Origin of the sequence: Mycolicibacter sinensis (assembly GCF_001673565.1) — a bacterium.
GTDB classification, from domain to species: Bacteria; Actinomycetota; Actinomycetes; order Mycobacteriales; family Mycobacteriaceae; genus Mycobacterium; species Mycobacterium sinense_C.
The window spans coordinates 1-17,426 of the sequence record NZ_LZMF01000075.1; the positions used below are offsets into that span (position 1 = coordinate 1).

Below are 17,426 nucleotides of genomic sequence, written 5' to 3' on the forward strand. Positions count from 1 at the left end.
TCGCCGTGCCGGATCACCGTGACCCCGTCGCACTGGCCCCACTGCTGGGAGAACTTCTCGAACAGCGCGTCGGCGTCGGCGGCACTGGCCAGTGCGATCACGGCCTCGCCCACCCCGGTCAGCGACGAGTCGCCGGCGGCCGAAGTGCTGTCCCAGAACTCGTGGGCGACGTCTTGGACGCCGACGCGCTGTTCGAGAAGTTCTCCCAGCAGTGGGGCCAGTGCGACGGGGTCACGGTGATCCGGCACGGCGAGGGCAGCGACGCCAGCGGGGAGATCACCGATGTCTCCACCGGCGACACGGTGCTCACCGCCACGGTGCGCACCACCGTCGACGACGAGGTGGGCCTGCGGGTGACGCGTGCGGTGGCCGCGCGGGTGAACTGCATCGTCGACGTCGACGTGTTCTGGTTCGTCGGCGAGGACGACCACGCCGACGCCCCACCGCCGGGGGACACCACCGCCGCCGATATGGCGCGCGCGATGCTGGACAAGATCCGCAACCTCAGCGGCTGACCCGGACCGAGCCGCCCCTAATTGGGGGCGTTCGCGGGCTGGAAACCCCCGGTGGAGTCGGCCTCCTCCTCGGCACGGATCACGTGCACGACGGCGTTGATCAGCGCCAGGTGGGTGAACGCCTGCGGGAAGTTGCCCAGGTGCCGGCCGGTGCGGGGCTCGATCTCCTCGGCGTAGAGGTGCAGCGGGCTGGCGAACGACAGCAGCCGCTCGCACAGATGCTTGGCCTGGCTGACTTCACCGATCTCGACCAGCGCCGAGACCAGCCAGAACGAGCAGATGGTGAAGGTGCCCTCGGTGCCGGACAGTCCGTCGTCGGTCTCCTCGGTGCGGTAGCGCAGCACCAGACCGTCCTCGGTGAGCTCTTCGGCGATCGCCATCACGGTGGCGCGCACCCGCGGATCGTCGGCCGGCAGGAACCGGGTGAGCACCACCAGCAGCAGGGAGGCGTCCAAGGCGTCTTTGCCGTACACCTGGGTCAGCACGCCGCGCGAATCCACCCCGTTGGCCAGCACATCGGCCTTGATCTCCTCGGCGATCGCTCGCCACTGGCGGGCGTAGGACATTTCGCCCTGCAACTCGGCCAGCTTCGAGCCGCGGTCCAGCGCCACCCAGCACATCACCTTCGACGAGGTGAAGTGCTGCGGTTCGCCGCGCACCTCCCAGATCCCGCGATCCGGCTCGCGCCAGTGATCGATCGCCTCCTCGACCTGACGCTGGAGCACCGGCCACAGCGTTTCGGGAATCTGCTCGCGGGACTTGGCGTGCAGGTAGACCGAGTCGAGCATGGTGCCCCAGATGTCGTGCTGGCGCTGGTTGTAGGCGCCGTTGCCGATCCGCACCGGGCGGGCGTTGTCGTAGCCCGACAGGTGCTCGAGTTCCTCTTCGGCGAGTTCGTGTTCTCCGCCGACGCCGTACATCACCTGCAGGGGACGCTGCTGGCCGTTGGTGGCGCCGGACACGTCGGCGATGAAGGAGAAGAAGTCGTCGGCCTCGCGGTCCAGCCCCAGGGTGTAAAGGCCCCATAGCGCGAACGTCGAATCCCGCACCCAGGCGTAGCGGTAATCCCAATTGCGTTCGCCCTGCGGTGTTTCCGGCAGCGACGTGGTGGACGCGGCCAGCAGGGCCCCAGTCGGTGAATAGGTCAGCCCCTTCAGCGTCAGCGCGCTGCGCTGCAGGTAGACCCGCCACGGGTGGTCGGGGAAGTTGCCGATGTTGATCCACTGCCGCCAGCACTCGGTGGTGTTCCACATCTTGTCGGCGGCTTCGGCGTAAGTCTGCGGCGCGGGGTGCTTCGACCAACTCAACGCCACGAAGACGTCGTCGCCCTCGGTCAGCCGGGTGCGGGCACGGGCCTCCCGGCCCTCCAAGCCCAGCCGCAGATTCGTGGTCAACCGCAGTGTGGGGTGGGCGTCCGGGTTGTGCCGGGCCCGCGCGATCGCTTCGCCGTAGGCGTTGGCCGAGTACTCCCAGGTGGCGCTGGTGCGGTGGTAGTCGAAGGCCGGCTCGCAGCTCATGGTCAGCTCGACGGTTCCGCTGACGCAGCGCACGGTGCGCAGCAGGATGTGCTCGGCGTCCCAGTCGGTGGGGGTGCGCCGGTGGGTCTGCGAGCGCGCGTCGATGTCGTGCCACTTGCCCATCACCAGCGCGTCGCGCACGATCAGCCAACCGGTGTGGGTCTGCCAGGTGGTCTCCATGATCGGGCTGCCGGGCAGGTAGCGCCGCGCCGCGGGCACCGAAACCCCGTAGGGCCCGAGCCGAAAGTGCCCGGCGCTGCGGTCCAGGATCGAGCCGAAGACGCTGGGGGAGTCCGGCCGCGGAACGCACATCCACTCCACCGAGCCGGCCGCCGAGATCAGGCAGGTGGTCTCGCAGTCTGACAGGAACGCGTAGTCGGCGATCGGGGGAAACGAGTTGCGGACTTGCCCGGGCGTCGCGGAGTACGGCACCGGCGCGGTGGCCGACAGCGGCGGGGTCTTGGGAGCAGGGACGTCGAGGGTTTTTCCAGTGGCTTCGGGAGCGGTCTTGTCGGGTGCATCGCCCGGCGGGGTGTGCAGGACCATTCCGACATCATCGCTGGCGGCTCGGCGCACGTCCACCTGACCCTCCGCTTCTTGGTTTCCGCCGGCCGCGCGCATACAGTGGTCCGGATGGTTGGCTTCCTGAGCTGGTGGGATGGCGTTGAGCTGTGGCTGTCGGGGCTCGGTTTCGTCGTCCAGACCGCGGTGGTGATGCCGGTGGTGCTGGCGTTGGCGTACGGCCTGGCGTTGGTGCTGGACGCTGCGCTGGGCCAGGGCATCCGGGTGCTGCGACGGGCCCGGCACGACGACGGCGGGGTGCGCTGATGCCGCGCTCGCAGGTGACACTGATTCTGGTCGCTTTGATCCTGCTGGTGATCGTCAGCTGGCTGTTGACCCGCTGAACCGCGGGGTTCATGCCGCGGTTCCAGCTTCGGCTCTCCTCCGTCGACCCTCGATGAACCGCGGGGTTCATGCCGCGGTTCTGTTACGCTTCCCGGCATGTTCGCAGCGTCCGGTAATCACGAGTGCTATGTCTTGGCACTCATTGCCGTGGGTAATTGCGCTGTGGCCGACGTGCACTGTTGTCGCTGAACACCCGCCCGTCGACGCTTTGAAGTCGTAATGCCCGGCAGGTAATCCCTGGGCAACCATCTTCGCGAAGCGACGGGACCGAATTTCCTCAGCCCTGCACTGAAAGGTCACCAATGCTTCACACCGCCAGAGGCGCCGCGCTAGCGCTGGCCGCTGTTCTGCTCGCCGGGTGCGGCGGCGGCCCCAGCGACGTGGTCGGCGGTGCCGAACACTCCGGCGCGAGCACCACCTTGACGCTAGTGGCCTACGCGGTTCCCGAACCCGGCTGGAGCAAGGTCATCCCGGCCTTCTACGCCACCGAGGACGGTGCTGACGTGCAGGTCGTCACCTCCTACGGCGCCTCGGGGGATCAGTCTCGCGGCGTCGCCAACGGTAAACCCGCCGACATCGTGAACTTCTCGGTGGAGCCCGACATCACCCGGCTGGTGAAGGCCGGCAAGGTGGCCGAGGACTGGAACGCCGACGTCACCAAGGGCATCCCGTTCGGTTCGGTGGTGACGCTGGTGGTGCGGCAGGGCAATCCCAAACACATCAAGGACTGGGACGACCTGTTGACACCCGGCGTCGAGGTGATCACCCCCAGCCCGCTGAGTTCCGGATCGGCCAAATGGAATCTGCTGGCTCCCTACGCGGTCAAGAGCGAAGGCGGCAAGGATCCGCAGGCCGGCCTGGACTTCGTCGACAAGCTGGTCAGCGATCACGTGAAGCTGCGCCCGGGCTCGGGGCGGGAGGCCACCGACGTGTTCCTGCAGGGCAGCGGCGACGTGCTGATCAGCTACGAGAACGAGGCGATCGCCGTCGAGCGCAAGGGCAAGCCGGTAGAGCACGTGAACCCGTCGCGGACCTTCAAGATCGAGAACCCGCTGGCGGTGGTGAGCTCCAGCCGGAATCTCGAGACCGTCACCGCGTTCAAGAACTTCCAGTACACGCCCGCCGCGCAACGCCTGTGGGCGCAGGCCGGCTTCCGCCCGGCCGACCCGGGCGTCGCGGCCGAGTTCCGCGAGGAGTTCCCGGCACCGGACAAGCTTTGGACGATCGCCGATCTCGGCGGGTGGGACGTCGTTGACACCGGCCTGTTCGACAAGGAGAGCGGCACCATCACCAAGATCTACACCCGGGTCACCGGATGACGGCCATTGTGGTCACCGAGGCGACCCGGCCCGGTGAGGGCGGACCGCCGGTGCACACCGGGTTCCGGCGCGAAGGCGTCTCGCTGCGGGTGGGCGCCGCGGTGATATGGCTGTCGCTGATCGTGCTGGCGCCGCTGGCCGCGATCGCCTGGCAGGCCGCCGGCGGAGGTTGGCAGGCGTTCCGGCTGGCGGTCACCTCGCACGCGGCGCTGGAGTCCTTCCGGGTGACGCTGACGATCGCCGCCGGTGTGACGGTGGTCAACCTGGTGTTCGGACTGCTGATCGCCTGGGTGCTGGTGCGTGACGACTTCGTCGGCAAGCGCTTCCTCGACGTGATCATCGACCTGCCGTTCGCGTTGCCCACCATCGTGGCCAGTCTGGTGATGCTGGCGCTGTACGGCCCGGCCAGCCCGGTGCGCCTGCATCTGCAGCACACCGCCTGGGGCGTGGGCTTGGCCTTGGCGTTCGTCACGTTGCCGTTTGTGGTGCGCGCGGTGCAACCGGTGCTGCTGGAGATCGATCGGGAGGTCGAGGAGGCCGCCGCGTCGCTGGGCGCCTCCGGGGCGACGGTCTTTCGCACCGTGGTCCTGCCGTCGCTGACCCCGGCGCTGCTGACCGGGGCTGGCCTGGCGTTCTCCCGGGCGATCGGCGAGTTCGGCTCGGTGGTGCTGATCGGCGGGGCGGTGCCCGGCAAGACCGAGGTTTCCTCGCAGTGGATCCGCACCTTGATCGAGAACGACGACCCCACCGGGGCCGCCGCGATCTCGCTGGTGCTGCTCGGTATCTCGTTCCTGGTGCTGCTGGCGCTGCGGCTGTTGGGTGCGCGGGTGACCAAGCGGCAGGAGCGGTCGGCATGACTCCGTCGGCGAAAGTCCGCTACCTGCTGCGGTTCGTGGCGCTGGCCTACATCGGCCTGCTGCTGATCGTTCCGGTGTCGTTGATCCTGTGGCGCAGCTTCGCGCCCGGGTTCGGGCAGTTCTTCGCCTACATCTCCACCCCGGCGGCGATCTCGGCGCTGCAGTTGTCGCTGCTGGTGGTGGCGATCGTGGTGCCGCTCAACGTCATCTTCGGTATTCCGACGGCACTGGTGCTGGCCCGCAACAGATTCCGCGGCAAGGGCGCACTTCAGGCGATCATCGACCTGCCGTTCGCGGTCTCGCCGGTGGTCGTCGGCGTCGCGCTGATCGTGCTGTGGGGCTCGGCTGGCTTGCTGGGCTTCGTGGAGAACGACTGGGGCTTCAAGATCATCTTCGGTCTGCCCGGCATCGTGCTGGCCAGCATCTTCGTCACGCTGCCGTTCGTGATCCGGGAAGTCGAACCGGTGCTGCACGAACTGGGCACCGACATGGAGGAGGCGGCGGCGACGCTGGGCTCGAGCTGGTGGCAGACGTTCTGGCGGATCACGCTGCCCTCGATCCGGTGGGGTCTGACGTACGGGATCGTCCTGACCGTGGCGCGCACCCTCGGCGAGTACGGCGCGGTGCTGATCGTGTCGTCGAACCTGCCCGGCAAATCCCAGACGCTGACGCTGCTGGTGTCCGACCGTTACAACCGCGGCGCCGAATACGGCGCCTACGCCCTGTCCACACTGCTGATGACGGTGTCGGTACTGGTGTTGATCGTTCAGGTGGTGCTCGACATGCGGCGGGCCGGAAAGGGAAGCAGATGAGCGACGCGATCACCGTCCGGGGAGCCAACAAACGCTACGGCGACTTCGTCGCCCTCGACAACGTCGACTTCACCGTGCCGTCCGGTTCGCTCACCGCGCTGCTCGGCCCCAGCGGCTCGGGCAAGTCGACCCTGCTGCGGGCGATCGCCGGCCTGGACCACCCCGACAGCGGCACCGTCACCATCAATGGCGTCGACGTCACCGGGGTGCCCCCGCAGCGGCGCGGCATCGGATTCGTGTTCCAGCACTACGCGGCGTTCAAGCACATGACGGTGCGCGACAACGTGGCGTACGGGCTGAAGATCCGCAAGCGGCCCAAGTCCGAAGTCAAGGAGAAGGTCGACAACCTGCTGGAAGTGGTGGGGCTCAGCGGTTTTCAGACCCGCTACCCCAATCAGCTCTCCGGCGGGCAGCGCCAGCGGATGGCCTTGGCGCGGGCGCTGGCGGTGGATCCGCAGGTGCTGCTGCTCGACGAGCCGTTCGGTGCGCTGGATGCCAAGGTCCGCGAGGACCTGCGGGCCTGGCTGCGCCGGTTGCACGAGGACGTGCACGTCACCACGGTGCTGGTCACCCACGACCAGGCCGAGGCGCTGGACGTCGCCGACCGGATCGCGGTGCTCAATCAGGGCCGCATCGAGCAGCTCGGCACCCCGACCGAGGTCTACGACGCCCCGGCGAACGCCTTCGTGATGTCGTTCCTCGGTGCGGTGTCCTCGCTCAACGGCACCTTGGTGCGCCCGCACGACATTCGGGTGGGACGCACTCCCGAGATGGCGGTGGCCAACGCCGACGGCACCGCAGAGTCCACTGGCGTGTTGCGTGCGGTGGTCGACCGGGTGGTGACGCTGGGCTTCGAGGTGCGGGTGGAGCTGACCAACGCCGCCACCAAGGTGCCGTTCACCGCCCAGATCACCCGCGGTGACGCCGAGGCGCTGTCGCTGGTAGAGGGGGACACCGTCTACGTGCGGGCCACCCGGATACCGCCGCTGAAGGACGCGCCCGTCGCGGACGCGCCGGTGCCGGCGTAACGCTGCAATCTCGGCGCGTCAGGCGGCGGCGTGACGCGCGGTGAGTGCCGCCTCCACCCGGTCCAGCACGGTCGCCGCCACCAGGCGGTGCGCACCGAGTGGCTCGGCCATCGGAATTCCGGCGCCCGCGGCATAGGCGGCGATCCCGTCTGTGATCCTGCCGTGCGCCAGGAACCACGGCGCGATCATCAGCCTGGTGGCCCCGCGTTCCCGCAGGCGCTCGACGGCCTCGGGAACCGACGGTCCCTGCGTGGCGAAGGCGACTTCCACTCCGGCCCAACGGGTTCCGCGGGACAACGGCGCGGCGACGCGGGCGGTCTGGGCGTTGGCGGCAGCGTGCGAGGAACCCACCGCGGCCACCACCACGCCGAGCTCCGAATCGAAACGGGATGCCCCGGCCGCACTGAGCCGCTCACCGAGAACCTGCACCAGCCGGTCGTCCTCGCCCAGGGTGGGCGCCACCTGCACGGCGGCCCCGGACTGCGCGATCACTCCCGGGATGTCGACGCGGGCGTGATAGGCGCTGGCCAATAGGAACGGGACGACCACCACGTCGTCGTCGGCGCTGCGCACCTCGCCCAGCACGTCGCGCAGGCCGGGCGTGCTGTGTTCGCAGAACGCCACCCGCACCGTGAACTCCGGTGCCACCCGGCGCACGTGGCCGGCGATCGCCTCGGTGTTGGCAGCCGAGCGCGGATCCCGGCTGCCGTGCGCGGTCAAGACCAGCGTGGTCACGAGGCGTGCAACCCGCATTCGGTCTTGGTCAGCCCCGCCCAGCGTCCGCTGCGCGGGTCGGCGCCGGCGGCCGGTTTGACCGTGCACGGTGCGCAGCCGATCGACGGGTACCCCTCGTCGATCAGCGGGTTGACCAGCACATTGTTCGCGGCGATGTAGGCGTCGAACTCCTCGTCGGTCCAGGCGGCGATCGGGTTGATCTTCACCAGGCCGAATTGCTCGTCGAAGCTGATCAGCGGGGCGTTGGCGCGGGTCGGCGCCTCCACCCGGCGCAGCCCGGTCACCCATGCCGAGTAGCCGCGCAGCGTGCGGGCCAACGGCTCGACCTTGCGCAGCCGGCAGCACATCGCCGGATTGGACGCGAACAGGTCTTTGCCGTGCGCGGTGTCCTGCTCGGCCACGGTCTGCTCGGGGGTGACGTTGACCAGCGAGATGTCGTACATCGCCTCCACCGCGTCGCGGGTGCCGATGGTCTCGGCGAAGTGGTAACCGGTGTCCAGGAACAGCACCGGAACCCCCGCGCGGACCTTGGCCGCCAGATCCACCAGCACCGCGTCGGCCATATTGGAGGCCACCACGTAGTTACAGGTGGCGCCGCCGCGCGGGCCGTTCACCCCGCCGAAGTTGGCGTCGGTCCACTCCAGCAGTTCGGTGGCGCCGGCGCCGTCGAGCTCGGCCGCGCCGCGGGCGGCCAGCTCACGCAACTCCGCTTCGTCGTGGGGCCTCATCGCAGGTCGTCCTCGTCGGCCCGCACCGCCCACTGCGCGAATCGCTCACCGGCGTTGCGGCCCTTGATGAAGTTGCGCACCACCCGATCGATGTAGTCGCCGAGCTCGTCGCTGAACACCTTGTGCTGGCGCAGTTTACGGCCGAAACCGCTGTCGGCGCCCAGGCTGCCGCCCAGGTGAACCTGGAAGCCGGGGACCGAGTTGCCGTTGCCGTCGTCGATCATCTGGCCCTTGAACCCGATGTCGGCCACCTGGATTCGGGCACACGAGTTCGGGCAGCCGTTGATGTTGACGGTGACCGGCACGTCCAGCAGGGCGTTGAGGTCTTCGAGGCGCTTCTCGAGCTCGGGGACCAGGCTCTGCGCGCGGACCCGGGTCTCGACGAACGACAGCTTGCAGAACTCCAGCCCGGTGCACGCCATCAGGTTGCGTCGCCACGCCGACGGGTTGGCCGGCAGGCCCAGCGCGTCGAGCTCGGTGAGCAGCCCGTCGAGCTTCTCGTCGGGGACGTCGAGAATGATCAGCTTCTGGTACGGGGTGAACCGGGCCCGGTCGGAGCCGACCTGCTCCATCAGCTCGGCGACCTTGAGCAGCGTCGCCCCGTTGACCCGTCCGGAGATCGGGGCCACCCCGACCGCGTTGAGGCCGTTGCGGGTTTTCTGCACCCCGACGTGGTCGATGGTCGCGGTGGGCTGGGCGGGGGCCGGCCCGTCGATCAGTTTGCGGCCCAGGAATTCGGTTTCGAGAACTTCCCGGAATTTCTCCGGTCCCCAGTCCTTGACCAGGAACTTCAGCCGGGCTTTGGAGCGCAACCGGCGGTAGCCGTAGTCGCGGAAGAGGCGGGTGACGGCCTCCCAGACGTCGGGCACCTCGTCCAGCGGAACCCAGGCGCCGAGGCGCTGGGCCAGCATCGGGTTGGTCGACAGGCCGCCGCCCACCCACAGGTCCAGGCCGGGGCCGTGTTCGGGGTGGTTGACGCCGATGAAGGAGATGTCGTTGATCTCGTGGGCGACGTCCTGCAGACCCGACACCGCGGTCTTGTACTTGCGCGGCAGGTTGGCGTACTCGGCTTTGCCGATGTAGCGCCGGACGATCTCGTCGAGGGCGGGGGAGGCGTCGAGCACCTCATCGAGGGACTCCCCGGCCAGCGGTGAGCCCAGCATCCCGCGCGGGCAGTCGCCGCAGGCCTCCATGGTCTGCAGCCCGACCGCGGCCAGCCGGTCCCAGATCTCGGGAACCTTCTCGATCTCGATCCAGTGGTATTGCAGGTTGTTGCGGTCGGAGATGTCGGCGGTGCCGCGGGCGTACTCCTGCGAGATCTCGCCCAGGGTGCGCATCGCGGCGACCGACAGCGCCTTGCCGTCGCAGCGCACCCGCATCATGAAGTACTTGGCCTCCAGCAGGTCGGCGTTCTCGTCGCCGGTGAAGGTGCCGTCGTAGCCCTGTTCGCGCTGGGTGTAGAGGCCCATCCAGCGGAACCGGCCACGCAGGTCGTCCTTGGTGATGGAGTCGAAGCCCTGCTTGGAGTAGACCTCGATAATCCGGGCCTGCACGTTGAGGGCCGGGTCGTCCTGCTTGAACTGCTCGTTGTGGTTGACCGGTTCGGTCTCGCCGAGCGCCCACTGGGCCTCACTGCGCTTGGCCCTGCTCGCCGGAGCGGACGGAGTGGTGGTCATCGATTCTCCTTACACAAAGGAGCTGGCGGGATGGAGCGCGGGTAACCGGCGACTGACTCCGGCGGCGCAGATCCGGCGGCCAGCTGGAAGATACAGGTGGGCGGTTCTACGACATCAAGGCAGACAGCGACAGCTGCAAACCCGCTTGAGATCGATGTGCCGCCGAGCCACCAAGGCAACCCCGGATGCGGTGCAGTAGGCGGCAGTCACGCGGCCGATTATGCCATGGATGCCGAAAATCTTCCTTACCGGCGCAAAGTTGTGATCAGCGTGCGCAAAACTCATTTGGGGCCCGACGGCGAGGCGGTCGGGACGGGAGGGCCGCAATCGGAAGGCGGGTGGGCCAGGTGAGTGTCGTCGACTTCGGCTGGGAGCTGTGGGAACCGCCCCCGGCGCCCGAACCGCCCCCGCGGGCCAACGGACGCGCCGTGCTGCGGCGCTGGCTGGCGATCGCAACATTGGTGGCTGCGGTGGGCGGTGGCGGATGGCTGGCCGTCCAGCACTACGAAACCCATCTCGCAGGCGAGCAGGCGCTTGCGGCCGCGCAGGCATACGCGTTGCGGCTGACCAACATCGACGCCGACGACGTCGACCGTAACTTCGCCGGCATCGCCGACGGGTCGACCGGTGAGTTCAGCCAAATGCACACCCGATCGGGTGCCAGGCTGCGTCAGCTGCTGATCGACAACAAGGCAACCGCGCGCGGCCACGTCGGCGAAGCAGTGATCAAATCCGCGGACCGGAGCCATGCCGTAGTGGTGCTGCTGGTCAACCAGGCGGTGCGCAACGCCGACAATCCCGAACCGGTGATGGACCGCAGCCGGATCCGGATGACCATGGACAAGGTCGACGGCCGCTGGCTGGCCAGCAAGGTGGAGCTGGTATGAGGAAATTCACAGTGCTGGCCGCCGGGGTGCTCCTGATCGGCGCCGAACTGACCGCCGCGGCCAACGCCGATCCGATCAACTGGGAAGCGATCGCCAAGTGCGAATCGGGCGGAAACTGGGCAGCCGACAGCGGTAACGGCGATTACGGCGGTCTGCAGATCAGCGCGGCAACCTGGGACGCCAACGGCGGCGTCGGGCTGCCATCGCAGGCCAGCCCGCAGCAGCAGATCGCCGTCGCCAAACGCATCATGGCCGAGCAGGGGCCCGGTGCCTGGCCGACCTGTTCCTCCCGGGGCGCTTCGGCCACGGCGGGTGCCGGGGCGGCCCCGGTCGGATCGCTGACCCACTATCTGTCGGCGTTGTTCGACGAAGCCGACGGGCTTCAGGTTCGGGCCGACTGAGGCCTCCTGCACCGCCCGGCGAGCCGTGGGAGGATCGGACCCCATGACGCTCACCCCGACCGCGGTGGCGCTGCCCGAGGTCCGCCGCAACCACGACGGCCCGTTCGGGGTGTATGTGCACGTGCCGTTCTGTTTCACCCGGTGCGGCTACTGCGACTTCAACACCTACACCCCGGCGGAGCTCGGCGGCGCCAACCCGGACGCCTGGGTGGCGGCGCTGGCCCGCGAACTGGAGCTCGCCGCCGCCCGGCTGGGCGGCCCGCGCGCCGACACCGTGTTCGTCGGCGGGGGCACGCCGTCGCTGCTGGGCGGCGCGCGGTTGGCGCTGGTGCTCGACCACGTGCGGGAGCACTTCGGGCTGGCCGAGGACGCCGAGGTCACCACCGAGGCGAACCCGGAGTCGACGTCGCCGGAGTTCTTCGACACGATCCGCGCCGCCGGCTACACCCGGGTGTCGTTGGGCATGCAGTCGGTCTCGCCGCGGGTGCTGGCCACCTTGGACCGCATCCACTCGCCGGGGCGCCCGGTGGCTGCTGCCCGTGAGGCACGCGCCGCCGGTTTTGAGCACCTCAATATCGACTTGATCTACGGCACGCCCGGCGAGACCGACGACGATTTGCTGCGCTCGGTGGACGCCGCGCTGGAAGCAGGTGTCGATCACCTCTCGGCCTACAGCCTGATCGTCGAAGAGGGCACCGCGCTGGCCCGTCGGGTGCGGCGCGGGGAACTGCCCGCTCCCGACAACGACGTGCTGGCGCACCGCTACGAACTGGTCGACACCACCCTGCGGGCCGCCGGGATGGACTGGTACGAGGTGTCCAACTGGAGCCGGCCGGGCGCGGCCTGCCGCCACAATCTGGGCTACTGGGGCGGTGGCCGGTGGTGGGGGGCCGGCCCCGGGGCGCACAGCTATGACGGCGACCTGCGCTATTGGAACGTCAAGCACCCCAACGCTTATGCGCAGCTCTTGGGGGAGGGGACGCTGCCGGTCGCGGGCTTCGAGGAGCTTTCGGAGTCTGACCGGCACACCGAAGACGTGATGCTGCGGTTGCGCATGCGCGAGGGATTGGCGCTGGCGGTGCTGGATTCCGGTGAGCGGGAGCGCGCCGCGGTCGCGGTCAGCGACGGTCTACTGCGCAGCGATGGCGACCACCTGGTGCTGACCGACCGGGGCCGACTGCTGGCCGATGCGGTGGTGCGTTCGCTGCTGGGGTAGCCCGGGGCAGAGGGGTTCGCGACGGGCTGATGAGTCGCTGCAGGAATCTCGACCACGTGGTGTGTGCCCGCCTCTGCGCGACAACCGTTGTGGAGTGCCGGAATTGCCGGAAGTTGTCGCTCTAAGGCGGGCACATACCGTGCCGATGAGCGGCGACGTTTGCTGCAGGTCAGCCGCTGAACCAGCCGCGGCCGCCGTCCCAGCTGCCGCAGACTCCGCCGATGCAGCCGTGGCCGAAGCCGCCCTGGCCGGGAACGAAACCGCCGCAGCCTTGCCAGCCGGCGTCGTGGCCGCAGCCGCTGCCGCCGCCGTTGCCGTCGGGCCCCCCGGCGCCGTGCGGTTGGGCCACAACCGCCGGTGCGCTCATCGCTATCACGCCGGTCGGGGCGACGGCGATCGCCGCCGCGGCTGTCGCTATGAACATCGAACCTACGAGCTTTCGAATACTTAGCATGCCTCCATATTTCATACTGATGGCCTCGTTGCCAACCCTTGTGTGACGACCGATACCGAATCGTGAACGCCCGTAACACATCACCGTCGCGTACTCTGCGGCCGAACGTTCACCGGCATCGCTGCTCAAGGCCCTGCGGCAGCGGATTAGCGGGCCGGGGAGGACGTCAGTTTGTAGGTTAGGCTACATTTACTAATCGTGTCCGAGCTCGGTGTCGAAACAGCGTCCGAAAATCTGTCGGTGCCGCTGCCGCCGGGCGTCGGGCCGGCCGACCTCGCGGCGGCCCTGGCGGCCGCACTGCCGGAACGCGATGGCGAGGAATACCTGCTCTACGAGCGGTGCGGAAGCTGGACGCTGGCTATGGGCGTGCGCGCTGCCGTCGAGCTGGACAGCGACGAGTTGCGCACCATCCGCGACGGAGTGGTGCAACGCCAGCACTGGCGCGGCCACCCAGCCGTGGTGCTCGGCGAAGCTGTCGACCGGCTGTTGCTGGAGGCCGAGCAGGTGTTCGGCTGGGTCGCGTTCGAGTTCGGTACCTACCGCTTCGGGCTGCAGGATCGGCTGGCGCCGGGAACCGCGCTGGCGCGGGTGTTCTGGCCCCGGACCCGGATCGTGGTCACCGCCGCGAAGGTCGAGATGTTCGGTGCCGGTGACCGGGAGGCCGCGGTGCTGGAGCAGCTGCTGGCTGACGGCGTCCCGGCACTCGCCGACCCGTCCCGGATCGCGGTGGATGCCGACGCCGCCGGTTATCGCGGCCGGGTGGCCACCGCGGTCGACGAGATCTGCGCCGGCGCCTACCGCAAGGTGATCCTGTCGCGCTGCGTCGACGTGCCGTTCACGCTGGACTTCCCCTCGACCTATCGGCTGGGCCGGCGACACAACACCCCGGCCCGGTCGTTTCTGTTGCGGCTCGGCGGTATTCGAGCGCTCGGTTACAGTCCGGAACTGGTGGCCGAGGTGCGTGACGACGGCGTGGTGGTCACCGAGCCGCTGGCCGGGACGCGGGCGCGCAGCGGCGATCCCGCGGTCGACGGCCCGGTTCGCGCCGAGCTGGAATCCGACGCCAAGGAGATCGTGGAGCACGCGATCTCGGTGCGTACCTCGATGGAGGAGATCGCCGAGGTCGCCGAACCCGGCAGCGCCGCGGTCACCGACTTCATGACGGTGCGCGAGCGCGGCAGCGTCCAGCACCTGGGCTCGACGGTGTCGGGGCGGCTGGATCCCGCGCGGAATCGGATGGACGCTTTGGTGGCGCTGTTTCCGGCGGTCACCGCCTCGGGCATCCCGAAAGCGCCGGGGATCGAGGCCATCCTGCGGCTCGACGAGTGTCCGCGGGGTCTGTACTCCGGCGCGGTGGTGATGTTTTCGGCCGACGGCGGGCTGGACGCCGCGTTGACGCTGCGGGCTGCCTACGAGCAAGACGGGCGGACCTGGCTGCGGGCGGGGGCGGGCGTCATCGACGCCTCGCGTCCGGAACGGGAATTCGAGGAGACCTGCGAGAAGCTGGCGACGCTGGCGCCGTATCTGATCGCGCGCCGCTGAATCGCCTTCCCCGGCGCGGTGATACCCCGGCGGGTATCGTGGCTCTTTGGTGGAGAGGAGCTCATGTGGTTGGCGACGACGACAGCGTCAAGTCAGTGTTGAACCGGTTGCGCCGCGCGCACGGCCAGCTCGCCGGGGTGATCGCGATGATCGAGAGCGGCCGCGACTGCAAGGATGTGGTCACCCAGCTGGCCGCGGTCTCGCGTGCGCTGGACCGGGCGGGTTTCAAGATCGTGGCCAGCGGGCTGCGCGAATGCCTCGCCGGCCAGTCCGGCAGCGGCAATGCTCCGCTGACCGAGGACGAGCTCGAGAAGCTGTTTCTCGCCCTGGCCTGACCGGCGGTTCAGCGAGCCTCGACGGAGGAGAGGCGAAGCTGGGACCGCCGCATCAACCCGGCGGTTCAGCGAGGCTCGACGGAGGAGAGGCGAAGCTGGGACCGCCGCATCAAGCCCGGCGGTTCAGCGCGGCCTCAGTGCTGCAGGGACTCGGCGAGCAGGCCGGTGACCATTGACTCGATGGTCGACTCGATCGACGAGGCCAAGGTGGCGGTCACCGACGCGACAGCCTGGGTGCGAAACCGGACCAGCATGCCGATCAACTCGGCGATCTCGGTGTCGGCCGGCAGCGGTGCACCGGGCTGCACTCGCGTGAGCACATGCTCGGCGCCGGCGCGCACCAGCAGCTGGCTGATCGCGTCGATATGGGGCAGCGTCTGCTCGTAGAGGTCGATGAGCTTGTCGACGCCGATGCCGTAGCCGCGGATCTCGTTGAACGCCTCGATCAGCTTGGGCCGGGTGATGGTGGCTCGGGAGCCGTCGGCCCCGTCGAGGCGGATCAACCCGAGTTCCACCAGCCGGCGCAGCGCCTGCGGGTCGTCGATCAGCCGCTCGGCGTCGGCGCGCGGCATGGTGTGGGGCCGCTCGGTGGTCCAGGTGCCGGCGACGGCGCTCTCCAGACCCAGGATGTCGCCGAGGTCCTTGCCCTGCTCCCAGGCGCCGATCATCTCCTTGACGTGCGCGATCGTGTAGCCGCGGTCGAGCATCGAGGTGATCAGCCGCAGCCGGGTCAGGTGCGTGTCGTTGAACAGCGCCACCCGGCCGACCCGCCGCGGCGGCGGCAACAGGTCCCGGTCCCGGTAGACCCGGACGTTGCGGGTGGTGGTGCCGGCCATCCGGGCCAGATCGTCGATCCGGTATTCGCGCGACGCCGTGCTGCCGCCCGGGTGGCGCACCACGACTTCGAACAGCTGGGTCACCGCGGCTTCGATCACCTCGCGGGACTCGCGCCGCACCCGGCGGGGAACCTTGCGCAGGTTCGCCAGTACGCCGGCGATGGAGTCGGCCTTGAGGTGACGATCCGGTGCGGTCATGCCACCGTGTGGTAGTCGGCGAGCCGGAAGGTGCGCATCTGCCGAAGATACTGCGTCGCGAACCCCGGGTACATCGACGCGTTGAAGCCGTCCTCGGTGAGATACCAGCTGTGACAGCCCGACATCCAGGTCGTCTTGCGCAGCCGGCGCTGGAGCTGGTCGTTGTGGCGGCGCTGCACGTCTTCGCGGACGTCGAGGTAGCGCAGGTCCGCGGTGCGGATGGCGCTGACGGCGCGTACCACGTAGTCGAGCTGGCCTTCGACATACACCAGCAGTGAGTTGTGGCCCGGGCCGGAGTTGGGACCGGTCATGAAGAACAGGTTCGGATATCCGTGCGCCTGAATGCTCTTGAACGCCTGGCCGCCGCCGCTCCAGTCGGCGGCCAGCGATCTGCCGGCCAGCCCGGTGACCGGAAACGGCGGGCCGGTCAGATGCACGTCGTAGCCGGTGGCGAAGACGATGGCGTCCAGGTGGTGCTCCACCCCGTCGCTGGTGCGGATGCCGGCAGGGCTCATCGTGGCGATCGGCCAGTCGATGAGCTTGCAGTTGTCGCGCTGCAGGGCGGGGTAGTAGTCGCTGGAGATCAGCATGCGCTTGCAGCCCGGGGTGAAGTCGGGCGTGAGCTGGCGACGCAGCCATGGATCCTTGACGGTTGCGCGCAAATGAGCTTTCCCGAGCCGGGCCACCAAGCCACTCAGCGGGGTGTTCCACACCAGCGCCGTGGCACTGGCTTCATGCCCCCAGAACAGTGCCTGGCGGGCAAGCTGCTGGGCGGCAGGCACTTTCGCGAACAGCTCTTGCACCACCGGGGGCATGGCGATATCCAGCCGTGGGATCACCCAGCCCGGGGTGCGCTGGAAGACCTTGACGAAACCGGCCCGCTCGACCAGTTCCGGAATGATCTGCACCGCGCTGGCGCCGGTGCCGACGACCGCGACCTTCTTACCGGTGAAGTCGTAGTCGTGATCCCAGCGGGCGCTGTGGATCTTGTGGCCGGCATAGGTTTCCAGGCCGCGGATGGCCGGAAAACTCGAATCGGGCAGCGGGCCTGACGCCAGCACCACGGTGCGGGCCCGAAACTTCTTGCGCCCGGCGGTGACGGCCCACACGCCGGCCTGCTCGTCGAACGCCAGTCCGGTCACCTCGGTGTTGAACCGGATGTGGCGGCGCAGGCCGAACCGGTCGACCATGTCCTCAATGTGCTGATAGATCTCGCCGGCCGACGGATACGCCCGCGACCAGCCCGGGTTGGCGACGAACGAGAACGAGTAGAGCAGCGATGGAATGTCGCATGCCGCACCGGGATAGCGGGTGTCACGCCAGGTGCCGCCGACCCGGTCGCTGCGCTCCAGGATCACGATCTCGTCGTCGCCGATTCCGGCTTCGGCCAGCTTGATCGCCGCACCGATCCCGGAGAATCCGGCACCCACGATCAGCGTCTGATAGACGTGTGCCCGGGCCACG

At 68.8% G+C, this 17,426-nt stretch carries 21 protein-coding genes; 12 read left to right on the top strand and 9 right to left on the bottom strand.

Going from position 1 to position 17,426, the window contains the following annotated elements; all coding sequences use genetic code 11:
- On the bottom strand, positions 1-248 hold a 248-nt coding region (locus tag A5648_RS23370; RefSeq protein WP_234787413.1), incomplete at its 3' end, for a sensor domain-containing protein.
- On the opposite strand from A5648_RS23370, the gene A5648_RS12505 reads away from it, so the two are divergent.
- Complete coding sequence (locus A5648_RS12505; protein WP_234787414.1) at positions 162-515, top strand: sensor domain-containing protein; 354 nt, start codon at positions 162-164, stop codon at positions 513-515. The two genes, A5648_RS23370 and A5648_RS12505, sit on opposite strands and share 87 nt — an antisense overlap.
- Positions 516-532: 17 nt before the next feature.
- Here A5648_RS12505 and A5648_RS12510 read toward each other — a convergent pair whose 3' ends face one another.
- Positions 533-2,578: a glycoside hydrolase family 15 protein gene (locus A5648_RS12510; protein ID WP_065024884.1), complete on the bottom strand. Its 2,046-nt coding sequence runs from the start codon at positions 2,576-2,578 to the stop codon at positions 533-535.
- A gap of 87 nt (positions 2,579-2,665) precedes the next feature.
- Between A5648_RS12510 and A5648_RS12515 the strand changes: the two genes are divergently transcribed.
- From A5648_RS12515 to A5648_RS12535, 6 genes are all read left to right on the top strand, one after another.
- Positions 2,666-2,860, top strand: a complete 195-nt coding sequence (locus A5648_RS12515; protein WP_065024857.1) for a hypothetical protein — start codon at positions 2,666-2,668, stop codon at positions 2,858-2,860.
- 174 nt (positions 2,861-3,034) lie between these two features.
- Complete coding sequence (locus tag A5648_RS25085; protein ID WP_428844332.1) at positions 3,035-3,127, top strand: Ms4533A family Cys-rich leader peptide; 93 nt, start codon at positions 3,035-3,037, stop codon at positions 3,125-3,127.
- A gap of 113 nt (positions 3,128-3,240) precedes the next feature.
- Positions 3,241-4,257 (top strand): sulfate ABC transporter substrate-binding protein, encoded by a 1,017-nt coding sequence (locus tag A5648_RS12520; protein WP_065024858.1) that lies wholly within the window; start codon positions 3,241-3,243, stop codon positions 4,255-4,257.
- Positions 4,254-5,114, top strand: coding sequence for a sulfate ABC transporter permease subunit CysT (gene cysT, locus A5648_RS12525; protein ID WP_065024859.1), 861 nt, complete (start codon positions 4,254-4,256; stop codon positions 5,112-5,114). The genes A5648_RS12520 and cysT overlap by 4 nt, the downstream gene beginning before the upstream one ends.
- Positions 5,111-5,926: a sulfate ABC transporter permease subunit CysW gene (gene cysW, locus A5648_RS12530; protein ID WP_065024860.1), complete on the top strand. Its 816-nt coding sequence runs from the start codon at positions 5,111-5,113 to the stop codon at positions 5,924-5,926. Before cysT ends, cysW begins: the two co-directional genes overlap by 4 nt.
- The gene (locus tag A5648_RS12535; protein WP_065024861.1) at positions 5,923-6,954 is read left to right on the top strand and encodes a sulfate/molybdate ABC transporter ATP-binding protein; all 1,032 of its coding nucleotides are present in this window, start codon (positions 5,923-5,925) and stop codon (positions 6,952-6,954) included. The genes cysW and A5648_RS12535 overlap by 4 nt, the downstream gene beginning before the upstream one ends.
- Before the next feature lie 18 nt (positions 6,955-6,972).
- On the opposite strand, the gene A5648_RS12540 is transcribed toward A5648_RS12535, so the two are convergent.
- From A5648_RS12540 to A5648_RS25090, 4 genes are all read right to left on the bottom strand, one after another.
- Positions 6,973-7,707, bottom strand: a complete 735-nt coding sequence (locus A5648_RS12540) for a sirohydrochlorin chelatase (protein ID WP_065024862.1) — start codon at positions 7,705-7,707, stop codon at positions 6,973-6,975.
- Complete coding sequence (locus tag A5648_RS12545; RefSeq protein WP_065024863.1) at positions 7,686-8,417, bottom strand: phosphoadenylyl-sulfate reductase; 732 nt, start codon at positions 8,415-8,417, stop codon at positions 7,686-7,688. Before A5648_RS12545 ends, A5648_RS12540 begins: the two co-directional genes overlap by 22 nt.
- Positions 8,414-10,093 carry a nitrite/sulfite reductase gene (locus A5648_RS12550; protein WP_065024864.1) on the bottom strand — a complete coding sequence of 560 codons (1,680 nt, stop codon included), beginning with the start codon at positions 10,091-10,093 and terminating at the stop codon, positions 8,414-8,416. Before A5648_RS12550 ends, A5648_RS12545 begins: the two co-directional genes overlap by 4 nt.
- Before the next feature lie 114 nt (positions 10,094-10,207).
- Positions 10,208-10,552, bottom strand: coding sequence for an Ms4527A family Cys-rich leader peptide (locus A5648_RS25090; RefSeq protein WP_428844333.1), 345 nt, complete (start codon positions 10,550-10,552; stop codon positions 10,208-10,210).
- On the opposite strand from A5648_RS25090, the gene A5648_RS12555 reads away from it, so the two are divergent.
- Genes A5648_RS12555 through hemW form a run of 3 tightly spaced genes read left to right on the top strand, consistent with a single transcriptional unit; the run spans position 10,441 to position 12,597 of the window.
- A complete protein-coding gene (locus A5648_RS12555) occupies positions 10,441-10,980 on the top strand; it encodes a hypothetical protein (RefSeq protein ID WP_234787415.1) in 540 nt (179 codons plus the stop codon). The two genes, A5648_RS25090 and A5648_RS12555, sit on opposite strands and share 112 nt — an antisense overlap.
- Complete coding sequence (locus A5648_RS12560) at positions 10,977-11,381, top strand: transglycosylase family protein (RefSeq protein WP_065024865.1); 405 nt, start codon at positions 10,977-10,979, stop codon at positions 11,379-11,381. The genes A5648_RS12555 and A5648_RS12560 overlap by 4 nt, the downstream gene beginning before the upstream one ends.
- Before the next feature lie 43 nt (positions 11,382-11,424).
- Entirely contained in the window at positions 11,425-12,597 is a 1,173-nt protein-coding gene (hemW, locus tag A5648_RS12565; RefSeq protein WP_065024866.1) for a radical SAM family heme chaperone HemW, read from the top strand.
- Positions 12,598-12,766: 169 nt separating this feature from the next.
- On the opposite strand, the gene A5648_RS12570 is transcribed toward hemW, so the two are convergent.
- Positions 12,767-13,021, bottom strand: coding sequence for a hypothetical protein (locus tag A5648_RS12570; protein WP_428844334.1), 255 nt, complete (start codon positions 13,019-13,021; stop codon positions 12,767-12,769).
- Positions 13,022-13,249: 228 nt separating this feature from the next.
- Between A5648_RS12570 and A5648_RS12575 the strand changes: the two genes are divergently transcribed.
- Together A5648_RS12575 and A5648_RS12580 are read left to right on the top strand one after the other, a co-directional pair.
- A complete protein-coding gene (locus tag A5648_RS12575; protein WP_065024867.1) occupies positions 13,250-14,593 on the top strand; it encodes a salicylate synthase in 1,344 nt (447 codons plus the stop codon).
- 65 nt (positions 14,594-14,658) lie between these two features.
- Positions 14,659-14,928, top strand: coding sequence for a metal-sensitive transcriptional regulator (locus tag A5648_RS12580; RefSeq protein WP_065024868.1), 270 nt, complete (start codon positions 14,659-14,661; stop codon positions 14,926-14,928).
- 134 nt (positions 14,929-15,062) lie between these two features.
- Here the strand turns inward: A5648_RS12580 and A5648_RS12585 are convergent, their stop codons facing one another.
- Both A5648_RS12585 and A5648_RS12590 read right to left on the bottom strand, forming a co-directional pair.
- Positions 15,063-15,962, bottom strand: a complete 900-nt coding sequence (locus A5648_RS12585) for a MerR family transcriptional regulator (protein ID WP_065024869.1) — start codon at positions 15,960-15,962, stop codon at positions 15,063-15,065.
- On the bottom strand, positions 15,959-17,425 hold the full coding sequence (locus A5648_RS12590; protein ID WP_065024870.1) for a flavin-containing monooxygenase: 1,467 nt from the start codon (positions 17,423-17,425) through the stop codon (positions 15,959-15,961). The genes A5648_RS12585 and A5648_RS12590 overlap by 4 nt, the downstream gene beginning before the upstream one ends.
- Position 17,426: the final 1 nt, after the last annotated feature.